The organism is Burkholderia sp. L-4 (assembly GCF_056856535.1).
Genome location: NZ_JBXEOX010000002.1, coordinates 2,274,848 through 2,287,792, shown reverse-complemented (window position 1 = coordinate 2,287,792; position 12,945 = coordinate 2,274,848). Strand labels below are relative to the sequence as shown.

Here is a 12,945-nt window from a genome sequence, read left to right as displayed (position 1 = left end):
GAGGGAGGTCAGGCGCGCACGCGCAAATCGGGCGTCGCTTCGTGCATCTGTTGCAGCCAGCGTTCGACGAGGGACGGCAGCGCGGCCATGTCGTCGAAAACGACGGACGCACCTGCAGCGCGCAATTTGTCCGTTTGCGTTCGTGCCGCATGCGCGGCGCCCACGAAACCGAGTACGGTCATGCCGGCGGCGATCGCGGCTGCGGTACCCGTCGCGCTGTCTTCGATGACGATGCAACGTTCGGGCGCGACGTGCATGCGAACGGCGGCGGCCAAATAGACATCGGGGGCGGGCTTCGGCGAGGGCACCTGGTCGGCCGTCAACAATCGTTCGCCGAAAATGTCGGCCAGGCCGATCCGGTCGACCACGCTGCGCACGTAGGAAAGATCGCTGTTGCTCGCGCACGCCTTGACGAGCGGAATGGCGTCGAATGCGTCGCGCACGCCGTCGATGGCCGGCGCATTCACCGCGCTTGCGTGGACGTCCATGCGAATCGCCTCGACCGTGTCGTCGTCGAGAGGCCGATCGACGATGGTTGCGACGGCGCGCAGCAGTTGCTCGGCGCGCATGCCGAGCATGGGGCGCACGACGTCGCGAAGGCCGGCGAGCGCCCACCGGTGCTCGAGGCGAGTCACGATGATGCGTTCGGCGATTGCCTCGCTGTTGACGAGCACGCCATCGCAATCGCTGATGAGCGCATAGTCCGAAAGTCGACGAGTGGCAGTGAGTTCGTTCATGTCGGTTTCCGTGATGGGAGGACGGGATCGATGCGACTGTCTTGACTGGGGGCGATCATGAATGGCGCGGTCCGAAGGTTCCGCGCTTCAATGCGCGCTCGATGTCCTCGAGACTGCGACCGCGCGTTTCCGGCACCATCAAGTAGATGAACACCCATGCGAGCGCGTTGAGACCCGCGTATGCCCACATCGCGCCGCCGACACCGAGCCATTGGGTCACGGTCAGCGCAGTTCCGGTCAGCAGCAGGTACAGCATCGCGGCGTGCGCGCCGGTGGCCTGGTTGCGAATCGCGACGGGATAGATTTCCGCGCCCGTCAGCCAGCCGATCACCTGGATACCGCCGGCGTTGAACACCATGAACGCGATCAGGCACGCGACGATCCACAGTTGCTGCATGGGCGAAACGACGTCGCCGCGCAGCAGGCAGCCAAGCAGGACAAGGCTGGCTGCCGCGACGGGCAGCGTCGCGAGGCTGAGCGTGCGGCGGCCGACATGGTCGACGATCAGCTTGCCGATGAAGGTCATCACGAGATAGGTGACCGCGACGCCGAGTGCGGCCCAGAGCGATGCCGACGCCCCGAATCCCGCGTCGCGCAGGAACGTCGGCGTGTAATAGATCATCATCTCGATGCCGCTGAGCTGGGTGAACGCGGCGACGCCGAGGCCGGCAACGAGGGCGGGGCGTACCCAGGGCTCGCGCATCGTGCGCCAGCCCGATGTTGCGCCGTGCTGTTGTCGCTCGACCACATCCCGGATATCGGCAATCTCGTGCCGGACGGCTGCTTGAGATTCCCGAACCTTCGACAACTCGCCATGCGCGTCGGCGATGCGATCCTGCTCGACGAGCCAGCGCGGGCTGCGCGGCAGTCTGGTCATGCCATACATCAGGATCACCGACGGGACGACGGCGATGCCGATCATCGCCCGCCAAGGAAACAGGTCGTTGCCTGCGACGCCGATCAATGCCGCGAGCAGGATGCCGATGCCGATCGATACGTTGAAGTAGGTCACCAGGCGACCTCGCTTGTCCGGCTCCGCGAGCTCCGCGATGTAGGTCGGCACGATCTGCGTCGAGCCGCCGACCGCGAATCCGAGCACGAGCCGCGATGCGGCAAGGGACCACACGTCGGGCGATAGTGCGGCAGCCAGCACGCCGGCCGCATAGATCGCCGAGACGATCGTGATGGTCTTGCGGCGTCCGAGTGCGGCCGACATGCGGGTGCCAGCCAGTGCACCGATCACTGCGCCGAGCAGGATCGCCGCGGCGACGAGCTCTTGAGCGCGGTAGTCGAGCTCGAACTCACGCGCGATGAGGGGCAGGGCGCCCGAAATGATGCCGGTGTCGTATCCGTAGAGCCCGCCGGCGATCGCCGCGATCGATGCGACGGTACGCATGTAGGCGGACGGGGTGGGCCGGGGGCGGGCCGCGGGTGTGCCGGGAAAGGCAGAATCAGAAGCCATGACGGTTTTCCTTGTAATGCGTGCGTCGCGCGGGTTGAACGAACGCGTAACGTGACGACATGCGCCCGCTCCGGTAAAAGGCGCCGCCGCACGAGTGGCAACGCTTCACTGAAGTCGCGGAGCAGGACGGCGCAGACGGAAGCTCAGGTGAGCGCGTGGACGTGGCCGGGCGGCATGCCGCCGTGTCGGGCAAATGGAACGCGCCGATAGGGTGGACTTCCGGTTTGTACCCGGGGGGATTGCCTGGTCATGTCGGTCACCGAGTGTGGAAACCGTTCGCGGCCCATCCAAACCGGTTTGGATCGAGGGCGTGACGATTCCTCTGGTTGAGCACGATCTGGAGCCGCACTTTGGAGCAAGGCGCCAGTGTCTCCTCTGGCGCTTCACGGCCTGCGTGGCAGGCGAACGATTCCGCCGTTGCCGGCTGGAGTCGTGAGGGTATTTCGGCGGACTCAACAATGAGGTGCCGAAAAAGGGGATGCCAGCCGAGGGAGGCTGGCGGGCTAGGGTCTCGTGGCGAAATCTACAAGGAGCTTGTCGCCCGAGTCATGAACAATTATCCAGAAACGGAGCAAAAGATCAAGTCTACGAAATCATGTTGGCTACATGCCCGCAATCTGGCGGCAAGCTGCGGGTGAGAGTCGGGGCGGCACATTTCTCGTTGCTCGGCTCGCGGCCGTCGATACCGCCACCTTCGCGGATCTGATCGCACCGATCCGCGCGCGGCGCCTCCGAGGTCATTCCAGACGCCGCTGATCCATGCGTTGAGCATGGGAGGGCGCTGCGGGTGCACGGAGATTTATCCGGTGCTCACGACTTGCTGCGCGGCATCCGCCGCACCTGCAGCCAAACGGCCGATATCAGGAAATAGAGGGCGCCGATCGCCGCGTAGCCTGCGATCTTCACGATCGCGGGCGGCATGGATGCGTGGCTTTGGACAATGAAGAACAAACCGGCCAGCGCTGATTGCGCACCGCTCAGGACCATCACCCACTGCGCGCCGACTTGCTTCCAACGACGCACGGCGGTGCCGAGCTGAAGCGCACCGGAGAGAATGGCCCAGATGCCGAACACCGTGAGTACCGCGTGCATGCCAGCATTCAACGCCGCTAATACCGCCAGGGTCGCGACGGCGCTGATCGCGACGTTGACCGCCTGCGTACGATTTGCTGCCGTCCCGCCGCTGCGAGCCAGGTCGACGAAATTGGCGAGCGCGTCCCAGGCGGGATAAACGACCAACAGGATCGCTGCGCAGGCCGCGCTCTGCCGCCCGACGGAAAATGCCAGCGCGACCCAGATCAGCGAGAATATCGCCCTGGAAAAGTAGTACCGTTTCAGCCATCGACCGTCGGCTGGAGCATGGAATTCGGGGCGGCTGTTAACCATTTGCACTCCTTTGTATATCGAATCATCGCTCCGGTCGGCGGGCAGGGGCGCAGCTGACCGGATCTGCAATGCGCCGAGTATCTCAATCGTCGGGGGCTGCCGCTATCGGTCGGATGTCCGATGGTGAAGGTCCGGCGGTTGCCCAGGCCGATGCAGGGTATCTCGCGTATCGACAATGACGGTTGTGCCGTTCAGGTCGGCCCGTCGTTCTCCCGTGCCGGGCGATCTGGCGCAGGCGCGCCGGCGTCCGCCCATCGGTCGCCCAGCGCCGCGATCGCGAAGTAGACGGCACCCATCGCTTCGCAGGAAAGCAGCGCGCCGGCCAGTGCCGTTCGCGCGCCGGCCGAAATCGTTCGCCATGACGTATCGGCATCTCGCCGGCGCGCCACGGCGATGCCGATCCGCAGCACCCCCGACAGCACGGCAAATACGCCGAGCGCCCGGGGCAGGCCGCTCGCCAATGCAACGATGAAGCGCTGACGTTCCGACATGGCGGCCGCCCTCACGGTTCGGTCACTCGCGTGACGGTTGCCTATCCTGGCATCCGGCCGTTCGCGGGGGCCATCGGACAAATAACCGATGGAGCCGGCCAGAACTGACGCATGGCGGCGCGCAACCGCCGTTACTGCGCGTACGAGACGACATCCGTGATGTGCCGATCGGGCGCGATATCGGTGAACGCGTCGATGTCGGCCATGACGTCCGCCGCCTCCGCCGACGCGAACGCGGCGTCCAGCGCGGCCCGATCCGCGAAGCGGCACATCGCCACGACGATCAGTTCGCTGTCCTCTCTCGAGGGGAAGAAGGCATCGACATATTCGAGCCCGTACCGTTTCCAGGATTTTTCCACCAGCGGAATGTGTTGCTCGACGTAGTAGCGAACAGCGAACCGGGTGCCCGCGGCTCGGCGATAGGAAACGACGAAATACATGAGGCCTCTCCAGGTCGGACTGATGCAACGATGAATGTCGAGACGGGCGACTACGGCCGATTGCGTTCAGGGCCGAAGCCCGGCCGGACGGCCGCCCGCACCGAGGTCGGCGCGGCGGGCGCGCGGGCGAGCGAGATGCCCAGCGCGGCGCCGGCGGCGAGGAACAACGAAATCGAGAGAAGCGCGACGATGAACGCGTGCGCAATGGCCGCCGGATCCTGGCGCGTGCCGAGGACCGTATAGAAAATTCCGCCGATGATCGCGACGCTGAGCGACGTGCTGACCTGCAGCGTCGAACTGGCAATGCCGGCGATCATGCCGGAAAGCGCCGGTGCGACGCGCCCGGTCACCATGCGCATCAGCGTGGGCAGCGCGAGCCCCTGTCCGAAACCGATGACGAACAGCGCGGCGGCGAGCGGGACCGACGCGAGCGGCATCCCGATCGGCGTGGCGTCGATCAACCACGCGAGGCCGACGAGCCCGACGACCTCCAGCCCCATGCCGAACGGATTGACGTAAGCGCCGATGACACGTGTGCAGAAAGGCGTCGACAATGGCCCGAGCAGGAACCCCACGCCGAACGGCAAGAACACGAGGCCCGCGCTCAGCGCGTCGACGTGCAACGCGTTTTGCAGATACACCGAAAACAGCAGGAAAAACCCACCGATCGCATACAGCAGCAGCGCGATCAGCAATGCCCGTCCCAGCCCTGGCGCGCGCAGCGCGGCCGGATCGAGCAGCGGTGCGCCGCCGCGGCTGCCCAGCCGGCGCTCGTAGCGCCAGAAGCACGCGGCGAGGGCCGGCACCGCGAGCAGCGACACCCATGCCCAGACGGGCCAGCCCGCTTCGCGTCCCTCGATCAGCGGCACGATCAGCGCGCCCAGCGTCAGCATCGACAGCGCGGTGCCGCCGAGGTCGAGCTTGCGCGCATGCTGCGCGCGCGTTTCCTTCAACAGCGGAATCCCGAACAGCACGACCAGAATCGCCAGCGGCAGATTGACGAGGAAGATCGTGCGCCAACCCAGGTTCAGCAGGTTCAGCGAGATCAGGATCCCGCCCAGCGCCTGCCCGACCACGGCGGCGAGGCCGAACACCGCGCCATACAGGCTGAGCGCGAGCGGCTTCTCCGCTTCCGGGAAGATCGCCTGGATCGAGGCGAGTGCCTGCGGCGCCATGATCGCGGCCGTCACGCCCTGCAATGCGCGACCGACGATGAGCGTCCACGGCGAGCTGGCGAGGCCGCACAGCATCGAGGCCGTCGCAAATCCGATCAACCCGAGAAAGAACATGCGACCGCGGCCGAACAGGTCGCCCAACCGCCCGCCGGTGATCAGCGTCACCGCATACAGTCCGGCATACGACGAAATGACGAGTTGCTCGGCCGACGACGAGGCGCCCAGCTCCGCGCGGATCGACGGCAGCGCGACATTGATGATGAAGAAGTCCAGCGGCGGCAGGAACGCGCCGACGAGCAGGACCGAAAACATCGCCCAGCGACGCGGGTCGGGCGAGACGGGATCATTTTGTGACATCAACGGCTCTCCATACGGAACCGATTGGTTCCAAATTGGGTAAAAAAAATTCAGTCGAGGAGGCGCATCGTGCGGTCGACCAGCGCGAGCATGTCGCGCTCGGGTACGCCGGTTTTCCCCAGCACGCGCATGCCTTCGACCTGGCAGACGAGCAGACGCGCCAACACCTGTTCGTCCTGCTCGGCGATCTCGCCGCTCGCCTGGCCGCGGACGATCGCGCCCGCATAGAGCTGCTGCAGGCGCCGGAACATGCGCCCCGTGCGCTCCGCGACATCCGCGTCGCGCGCGGCCAGTTCGGTGGTCATCGCGACCGCGAGGCACCCCCGCCGGCCCGCCTCGCCGGCGGACAGGTGCGCATAGCGCAGCAGCGAGTCGCGAATCGCATCCTTCACGGGGCCGGGTTGCGACAGGATGTCCGCGGTCGCCTTGAGCCCGTCGGCCATGTACAGGTCGAGCGCCGCCAGCAGCAGCGCCTTCTTGTCGCCGAATGCCTTGTAAAGACTGCCGCGCGACAAGCCGGTGCCGGCCATCAGGTCGGGCAGGGACGCGCCTTCATAGCCGTGGTCCCAGAAAACCTCCATCGCGTCGCGCGCGGCATCGCCAAGTTCGAATTCGCGGGGGCGGCCCACGCCAGCCGGATTTGCCATCGGTCAGTATCGCAAATGATGCGGTGCTTGAAAGTGGCCTTCATTATATGGACCGACCGGTTCCGATGTCAATGTGCATGTAACGGCAGGGCGCCTGTTCACGCGGACGCTGCGCACCGTCGCGGGGGGCGAAGCGCAGCGTACATCGCATCGTAGGCCTCGCGTATGATCTGCGGTGATCTCCACGATTTTCCGTGTCCATGCCCACGTTCGACGTCGATGCAAACCAGAACACGCTGCGGGTGTTCGATTCGGTAAGAGCGCTCGCGTTCGTCGGCGACCTCAGCATGGGACAGCCGACCGACCATTCATTGCGCACCGGATGGCTGGCGGCGCGACTCGCGCGCGCGGCCGGGCTCGATTCGCAGACTTGCGATACGGTGCGCGAGGTGGCGCTGCTGCGCTGGTCGGGCTGCACCGCGAACGCGGCGGGCTTCGCCGACGTGTTCGGCGACGACATCGCGATCAGGCTGGCGATGCTCGAGGGACGATCCGACTGGGCGGCGCCGCTGGAGGCGCTGGGTGGCGCAGCGTCCGTCATGTTGCCGCTCGCGCAGACTCACTGCGAGGTATCGGGAGAGATTGCGAGCATGTCGGGCCTGTCCGGCATGACGGCAACGTCGCTCCGTCACATCTTCGAAACGTGGGATGGCGCGGGGTTTCCCGCGAACATGGCTCGCGACGCGGTGCCGATGCCCGTGTTTGTGGTCGCGCTGGCGGGCGACCTGGAGGTTTTCGGTCGTACCCATGGCATCGAGCGGGCGCTCGAGCTCATCGAGCAGCGTTCCGACAGTCGATATCCGGCCCATCTCGTCGGAACGGCCGTCAGGAACGCAAGCGGCTGGCTGGAGGAGGTCGGGCGTGCGACGCTCGACGATTTCGACGCCGCGCTGATCACGCCCGACATGCAACGGATGACCTCGGCCGAACTGATCGCCGATGTGATCGATCTCAAGTTGCCCTGGATGACGGGCTTTTCGCGTGCGGTCGCGGCGACCGCGGCGGCAAGCTGCGAGCGGCTTGCACTCGATCGAACGGCGCAGGCGCGCGTCTACGAGGCTGCGTTGATTCACGGTATAGGCCGTGCCGCCGTCCCCAACGCGGTGTGGAATCAGCGCGAGACGCTGCCGGCCAGCGCGTGGGAAAAGATTCGGCTGGTGCCGTACTGGACGGCGCGCGCCGGCAGGCAAACCGGGGCCCTCGCCGAGGCCGCCGAGCTCGCTTCCCACGCTTACGAGCGGCAGGACGGATCGGGATACTTCCGCGGGGCAGCCGGCCGTGCGTTGACGCTCGAGGCGCGTGTGCTGGCCGCCTCGGTAGCGTGGGTGGCGCTGCGTTCGCCACGGCCCTGGCGCGACGCGCTGTCGGCCGAAGCCGCCAGGCAGGTGTTGCGCGAAGAGGTCGAGCGCGGCCGGTTGAGCAACGAAGCGGTCGATGCGATCGTGGAGCCGGCGCCCACGGGCGGACGGTTCGCGAAACGCGCCACGCAGGGGGCGCGGCTGTCGGCGCGGGAGATGGACGTGCTGCGCGTGATCTCGCGCGGCGCGAGCAACAAGGAAGCCGCGCGCGCGCTCGCGATGAGCCCGAGCACCGTGCGCACCCACGTCGAAAGCATGTTTCGCAAGCTCGATTGCTCGACGCGCGCGGCAGCCACACTCAAGGCGTCGGCGATGGGGCTGCTGTAGCGATAGAGCCTTGCCCGGTCGCAACGTATCGTGATTCGGCGATGTCGCCGTCGCGCGAGCGGGCCGCCAGCGCCGGGCGGTCACTCCAGCCGTATCGGTCGCTCGACCGATACGCGTGGCATGGGTTGTCGCGTAATCTGGGGCGCTTCGATGGCTTCCCCTTCGGTACGAATGCCGCGACGCGCGCGCTGCCCCGGCACCGTCAACCCCCACCATTCATGAATCTACTGTTGCGTTTGTGCGTTACGTTCCTGCTGAGCCGGCGACGTCGGCGACTGCATGTCCTCGACACCTGCGTCACGCCGTTCCGCGTGTGGCCCAATGACCTCGATGTGCTGCGCCACATGACGAATGGCCGCTACTTCGCCATTCTCGATCTGGGGCGGGTCGATCTGTTGCTGCGCTCGCGGGTCTGGCAACGTGTCAATGCGCAAAAGTGGTATCCCGTCGTGACGCTCGAGACGATACGATTTCATCGATCGCTGCATCTGTGGGAGCGTTACGACGTCACGACGCGTGTGATCGGTTGGGACGAAAAACATGTGTTTCTCGAGCAGGGGTTCAGGCGTGGCGGGACCGAGGTCGCGCTCGGCGTCGTGCGAACGCGGTTCCTGAAGCGCGGCGGCGGCACCGTGCCGACCGACGAACTACTGGCGCGGATCGGCGTGACCCAGCCATCGCCCGATCTGCCCGAATGGGTCGTGCAATGGAGCCGGGCCGAGGGCGGGATGGCGGTGCGTGCGGAATCGGTCCTGCAGACCTGACGCACCGCGATGCGTAGCCGGGCGCGGACATGCTGTCAGCGGTCGCCATGGCCTTCGTCGGCGCCGGCAGTATGGCGGTCGGCGTGGCCGACGACATGATCGTCCTGGGGGCAGGGCAGTTCGGTTGCGGCGCGGTGCATGCGCTCGGCAGTTGGGACACGAGGGTGACCGCCACGCCCCCAAAGACGCGGGCAAGCTGACCATCCGGGTCCTGCTCACGAACCCGGGAGCGTCAACAAAGGCGTCCAGGTGCCGGCGCCGCCTGGCTGAGCCCGTCGAGCGGGTCACCGGCCGCGTCTTCGTGAAGACGGCATGGAGTCTCGACACACTGAACGCCGACCTGGCCGCCGCCCCCGACGACGTGATGGCGCGCTATCGGGTCGCTTTCGGGCACGGGGACGGCATGTGGCGGGATAAATCCGCGCACCTTCAATGCGTGCGAGGGGCTGAGCGTGCTCGACGTCGAAGCGTACCTGCGGCTGGCCAGCCCGCGCTGACGCGTCCCTCGGCGGCCTGCCGCCGTTGTTCCGGCCGGCCGCCTGTACATCGGCTCGGCAGGAGTCCGACCGGGGTCGGTCGTTCGACCGATACCGGCGCGTCGCGGCAATTGCGATCCTTCTCGTCACGCCCATGTCACCACGGCATGGCCCGCGCACCATCCGCAAGGTTACGAGGAAGTTCGCTTTGAAGCGCTCGACGATTCATCCGCTGTGGGTTCGTCTTTTCCACTGGCTCAATGCCGCCGCAGTCATCGCCCTGTGCCTGAGCGGCTGGCAGGTCTACAACGCATCGCCGATTTTCAGGACGGTTACGTTTCCGCCTTCCATCACGCTTGGCGGCTGGCTGGGCGGTGCGCTCCTGTGGCACTTCGCGGCGATGTGGATCCTGGCCGGCAACCTGTTCGCCTATCTCGTGCTCGGCATTGCAACCGGGCGGTTGCGCAGGAAGCTGCTGCCGCTCGGCATGCGGGCGGTCTTTTCCGACCTCGCCGCCGCGCTGCGCGGAAAGCTGGGTCATGACGATCCGGCACGGTACAACGCCGTGCAGAAGTTCGCGTATCTCGGCGTGCTCCTCGATATCGGGCTGCTCGTGCTGTCGGGGCTCGCTATCTGGAAACCGGTGCAGTTCCCGGTCCTGCGGACATTGATGGGTGGATTCGACAACGCGCGCGTCGTTCATTTCGTCGCCATGAGCGTGCTCGTCGGTTTTTTTGCCGTTCACATCGTGATGGTCGCGCTCGTTCCGCGCTCGCTGCTGACGATGATTCGAGGGCGCTGATCATGCATGAGCCAAAACGTTCCCCCCACGCCGATCGCGTCTCGCAGCTCGATGCGGATGCGATCGTCAAGGATGCGCGCAACGCACTCCAGTCGACGCAACGCCGCCTGTTCGGCAAGCGAATCCTCACGCTTGGCGGACTGATGCTGCTTTCCGGCTGCGAGCTGACCGACGACCAGTCAGTGAACACGATGCTGCGCCGCGTGTCGTCGTTCAACGACGACGTGCAGGCGTTGCTGTTCGATCCGCGCAAGCTTGCGCCGACGTATCCGGAGTCGATGATCGCGCGGCCTTTCCCGTTCAATGCGTATTACGACATCGATCAGGTGCCGGACGTGGATGCGGCGAGATATCGGCTCCAGGTCGGCGGACTGGTCAAAGGCAAGCGTGCGTGGACGCTCGACGAACTCCGTGCGCTGCCGCAGGAAAGCCAGGTCACGCGGCATATCTGCATCGAAGGGTGGAGCGCGATCGGGAAGTGGGGCGGCGTGCGATTTTCGGACTTCCTGTTGCGCGCCGGCGCCGACACCACCGCGAAGTACGTCGCGCTGCATTGCGCCGACAACTACTGGACGAGCATCGACATGCCGACTGCGCTCCATCCGCAAACGCTGCTGACGCTCACCTATGACGGCAGCGTCTTGCCGGCGAAGTACGGCTTCCCGATGAAGCTGCGCATGCCGACCAAGCTCGGATACAAGAATCCCAAACATATCGTCGCCATCACGGTGACCAACGCATTCCCGGGCGGTTATTGGGAAAACCAGGGATACAACTGGTTTGGCGGTTCCTGAGCCCTTGGCCCTGGATATCGCGCCGGTGACATTCTCGATCGCAACCTCTTCAAAGGAGCATTCATGTCCATTCGACTCAAACTCGTCGCTTCCGTCGTCGCGGCCACGCTGGCCGGCAGTGCGCTCGCGCAATCCGCTGCGAGCAAGCCCGAGCGCATTCGCGGCGACATCGTCTCGTTTTCCGGCAGCAGCCTGAAGGTACACCGCCGCAGCGGCGAGACCGTGCTCATCAATGTCGCACCGTCGGCCAACGTGAACGCGGTGAAGGCGATTCAGCTTTCCGATATCAAACCCGGTTCCTATGTCGGCGCGGCGGCCATGCCGGGCGAGAACGGCAAGTTGATCGCGAAGGAAGTGCTCGTGTTCCCCGAAGCCGCGCGCGGCATGGGTGAAGGCCACTATGCATGGGATCTCGCCGCGAACAGCACGATGACGAACGCCAGTGTCGATACGGTCGTTCAAGGCACGAGCGGGCGCGATCTCAAGCTGTCGTACAAGGGCGGCAGCAACACGATCACGGTGCCGCCCGACGCACCGGTCGTGACGCTCGTCCCGGCGACGCGCGCCGATTTGTCGACGGGCAAGAAGATCTTCGTCGTGGCCACGCCGGGCAAGGACGGGGCCTACGACGGACGCCAGATCGTGGTCGAGAAGGATGGCGTCGCACCTCCGATGTAAGCCGGCCGCCCGGCGGGCGACACGTCGTTCGCCGGCGTGCAACCCGATCGAACCGATGTGCGAGGACCGGGCGACGCGTCCGCGATTCCGTGTTCGGGCCGACCGTCACGTCGGCCCGGCGCCATCAATCGAAGTCGGTTGCGATGGACAGCGCACGCCACGCGTCGATGTCCTGGCGGAACGCCTTCAGCTTGCGCTCCGCAATGGCATGAGCGTTCGGCCCGATCGGCAGGTGCAAGGGCGGATCGTCCGAGTCGATTGCCTGAATCATTACCGCGGCGGCTTTGGCAGGATCGCCTGCCTGATGTCCGTCGTTGCTGTCGCGGTAGCTGCGCGCGGAGCCGGCGGTTGCCGCATAGTCGCTGATCTGCTGCCTGGCGACCGCGATCGAGCGCCCCAGGAATTCGGTTCGAAACGGACCCGGCTCGACGATGATCACGCGAATGCCCATCGGTTCGACTTCCTGCGCGAGTGCCTCCGACAGGCCTTCGACCGCAAACTTCGTCGCGTTGTAATAGCCGCGGCCACCCGAACCGGCGATACCGGCACCGGACGACAGGTTTACGATCCTGCCGCCTCCGGTGCGTCGCATCAGCGGCAATGCCGCACGCGTCGTCTCGACGAGTCCGAAGACGTTCACATCGAATAACGGCCGGTATTCCTCCGGGGTGCCTTCTTCGATCGCCCCCATGAATCCATGCCCGGCGTTATTGACCAGCACGTCCAACCTGCCGAACGTTTCGGCCGTCAAGGCAATGGCCGCTTGTATCGTCTCCGGCTTCGTCACGTCCAACGCTGCAACACGCAGCGTGTCCGGGTAATGCCGAGCGAGATCGCGTAGCGTTTCCGGCGCACGCGCCGTTGCCACCACGTGGTCGCCGCGCGCGGCCGCCATGCGTGCGAGATGCAGGCCGAAGCCGCCGGAGCAGCCGGTGATCAACCAGGTTTTGTTCATGCGTTTCTCCTTTCACTTGATGCTGTGTTTCGATTCGCTCGACGGGGCATGCCAACATGCGCGCCGGTGCGGAACCGACATGTTTCTCGTGGAAGC

14 protein-coding genes are annotated in these 12,945 nt (G+C 65.8%); 6 read left to right on the top strand and 8 right to left on the bottom strand.

Annotated elements, in window-relative coordinates; genetic code table 11:
* Positions 1–8: 8 nt before the first annotated feature.
* The 7 genes from AC1VVG_RS27215 to AC1VVG_RS27185 all read right to left on the bottom strand — a co-directional run bounded on the left by AC1VVG_RS27215 (position 9) and on the right by AC1VVG_RS27185 (position 6,695).
* Positions 9–737, bottom strand: coding sequence for an HAD family hydrolase (locus tag AC1VVG_RS27215; RefSeq protein ID WP_069704755.1), 729 nt, complete (start codon positions 735–737; stop codon positions 9–11).
* 55 nt (positions 738–792) lie between these two features.
* Positions 793–2,199 (bottom strand): sugar porter family MFS transporter, encoded by a 1,407-nt coding sequence (locus AC1VVG_RS27210; RefSeq protein WP_482836821.1) that lies wholly within the window; start codon positions 2,197–2,199, stop codon positions 793–795.
* 810 nt (positions 2,200–3,009) lie between these two features.
* Positions 3,010–3,585, bottom strand: a complete 576-nt coding sequence (locus AC1VVG_RS27205) for a DUF308 domain-containing protein (protein ID WP_034191370.1) — start codon at positions 3,583–3,585, stop codon at positions 3,010–3,012.
* Positions 3,586–3,776: 191 nt separating this feature from the next.
* Positions 3,777–4,076 (bottom strand): hypothetical protein, encoded by a 300-nt coding sequence (locus AC1VVG_RS27200; RefSeq protein ID WP_069704756.1) that lies wholly within the window; start codon positions 4,074–4,076, stop codon positions 3,777–3,779.
* A 131-nt stretch (positions 4,077–4,207) separates the two neighbouring features.
* Entirely contained in the window at positions 4,208–4,516 is a 309-nt protein-coding gene (locus AC1VVG_RS27195; protein ID WP_482836819.1) for an EthD family reductase, read from the bottom strand.
* Positions 4,517–4,566: 50 nt separating this feature from the next.
* Positions 4,567–6,048: an MFS transporter gene (locus AC1VVG_RS27190; protein WP_059556539.1), complete on the bottom strand. Its 1,482-nt coding sequence runs from the start codon at positions 6,046–6,048 to the stop codon at positions 4,567–4,569.
* Between the two features lie 50 nt (positions 6,049–6,098).
* Positions 6,099–6,695: a TetR/AcrR family transcriptional regulator gene (locus AC1VVG_RS27185; RefSeq protein ID WP_482836817.1), complete on the bottom strand. Its 597-nt coding sequence runs from the start codon at positions 6,693–6,695 to the stop codon at positions 6,099–6,101.
* Positions 6,696–6,895: 200 nt separating this feature from the next.
* On the opposite strand from AC1VVG_RS27185, the gene AC1VVG_RS27180 reads away from it, so the two are divergent.
* The 6 genes from AC1VVG_RS27180 (at position 6,896) to AC1VVG_RS27155 (ending at position 11,894) form a co-directional block, all read left to right on the top strand.
* Positions 6,896–8,380, top strand: coding sequence for an HD domain-containing phosphohydrolase (locus AC1VVG_RS27180; protein ID WP_482836815.1), 1,485 nt, complete (start codon positions 6,896–6,898; stop codon positions 8,378–8,380).
* A gap of 218 nt (positions 8,381–8,598) precedes the next feature.
* On the top strand, positions 8,599–9,144 hold the full coding sequence (locus AC1VVG_RS27175; protein WP_482836813.1) for a thioesterase family protein: 546 nt from the start codon (positions 8,599–8,601) through the stop codon (positions 9,142–9,144).
* 29 nt (positions 9,145–9,173) lie between these two features.
* Positions 9,174–9,344 carry a hypothetical protein gene (locus tag AC1VVG_RS27170; protein ID WP_482836811.1) on the top strand — a complete coding sequence of 57 codons (171 nt, stop codon included), beginning with the start codon at positions 9,174–9,176 and terminating at the stop codon, positions 9,342–9,344.
* 484 nt (positions 9,345–9,828) lie between these two features.
* Complete coding sequence (locus AC1VVG_RS27165) at positions 9,829–10,422, top strand: cytochrome b/b6 domain-containing protein (protein WP_069704761.1); 594 nt, start codon at positions 9,829–9,831, stop codon at positions 10,420–10,422.
* A 2-nt stretch (positions 10,423–10,424) separates the two neighbouring features.
* Positions 10,425–11,216: a molybdopterin-dependent oxidoreductase gene (locus AC1VVG_RS27160; RefSeq protein ID WP_034191378.1), complete on the top strand. Its 792-nt coding sequence runs from the start codon at positions 10,425–10,427 to the stop codon at positions 11,214–11,216.
* A gap of 63 nt (positions 11,217–11,279) precedes the next feature.
* Positions 11,280–11,894 carry a hypothetical protein gene (locus tag AC1VVG_RS27155; protein ID WP_034191379.1) on the top strand — a complete coding sequence of 205 codons (615 nt, stop codon included), beginning with the start codon at positions 11,280–11,282 and terminating at the stop codon, positions 11,892–11,894.
* Between the two features lie 124 nt (positions 11,895–12,018).
* On the opposite strand, the gene AC1VVG_RS27150 is transcribed toward AC1VVG_RS27155, so the two are convergent.
* Positions 12,019–12,849 carry an oxidoreductase gene (locus AC1VVG_RS27150; protein ID WP_049031687.1) on the bottom strand — a complete coding sequence of 277 codons (831 nt, stop codon included), beginning with the start codon at positions 12,847–12,849 and terminating at the stop codon, positions 12,019–12,021.
* Positions 12,850–12,945: the final 96 nt, after the last annotated feature.

What these genes read in the sequence shown, in the direction of transcription:
- AC1VVG_RS27200 (WP_069704756.1), bottom strand. Translation starts at nt 4,076, where the DNA reads ATGTCGGAACGTCAGCGCTTCATCGTTGCATTGGCGAGCGGCCTGCCC.
- AC1VVG_RS27190 (WP_059556539.1), bottom strand. Translation starts at nt 6,048, where the DNA reads ATGTCACAAAATGATCCCGTCTCGCCCGACCCGCGTCGCTGGGCGATG.
- AC1VVG_RS27170 (WP_482836811.1), top strand. Translation starts at nt 9,174, where the DNA reads ATGCTGTCAGCGGTCGCCATGGCCTTCGTCGGCGCCGGCAGTATGGCG.
- AC1VVG_RS27195 (WP_482836819.1), bottom strand. Translation starts at nt 4,516, where the DNA reads ATGTATTTCGTCGTTTCCTATCGCCGAGCCGCGGGCACCCGGTTCGCT.
- AC1VVG_RS27215 (WP_069704755.1), bottom strand. Translation starts at nt 737, where the DNA reads ATGAACGAACTCACTGCCACTCGTCGACTTTCGGACTATGCGCTCATC.
- AC1VVG_RS27185 (WP_482836817.1), bottom strand. Translation starts at nt 6,695, where the DNA reads ATGGCAAATCCGGCTGGCGTGGGCCGCCCCCGCGAATTCGAACTTGGC.
- AC1VVG_RS27175 (WP_482836813.1), top strand. Translation starts at nt 8,599, where the DNA reads ATGAATCTACTGTTGCGTTTGTGCGTTACGTTCCTGCTGAGCCGGCGA.
- AC1VVG_RS27205 (WP_034191370.1), bottom strand. Translation starts at nt 3,585, where the DNA reads ATGGTTAACAGCCGCCCCGAATTCCATGCTCCAGCCGACGGTCGATGG.
- AC1VVG_RS27180 (WP_482836815.1), top strand. Translation starts at nt 6,896, where the DNA reads ATGCCCACGTTCGACGTCGATGCAAACCAGAACACGCTGCGGGTGTTC.
- AC1VVG_RS27160 (WP_034191378.1), top strand. Translation starts at nt 10,425, where the DNA reads ATGCATGAGCCAAAACGTTCCCCCCACGCCGATCGCGTCTCGCAGCTC.
- AC1VVG_RS27210 (WP_482836821.1), bottom strand. Translation starts at nt 2,199, where the DNA reads ATGGCTTCTGATTCTGCCTTTCCCGGCACACCCGCGGCCCGCCCCCGG.
- AC1VVG_RS27150 (WP_049031687.1), bottom strand. Translation starts at nt 12,849, where the DNA reads ATGAACAAAACCTGGTTGATCACCGGCTGCTCCGGCGGCTTCGGCCTG.
- AC1VVG_RS27155 (WP_034191379.1), top strand. Translation starts at nt 11,280, where the DNA reads ATGTCCATTCGACTCAAACTCGTCGCTTCCGTCGTCGCGGCCACGCTG.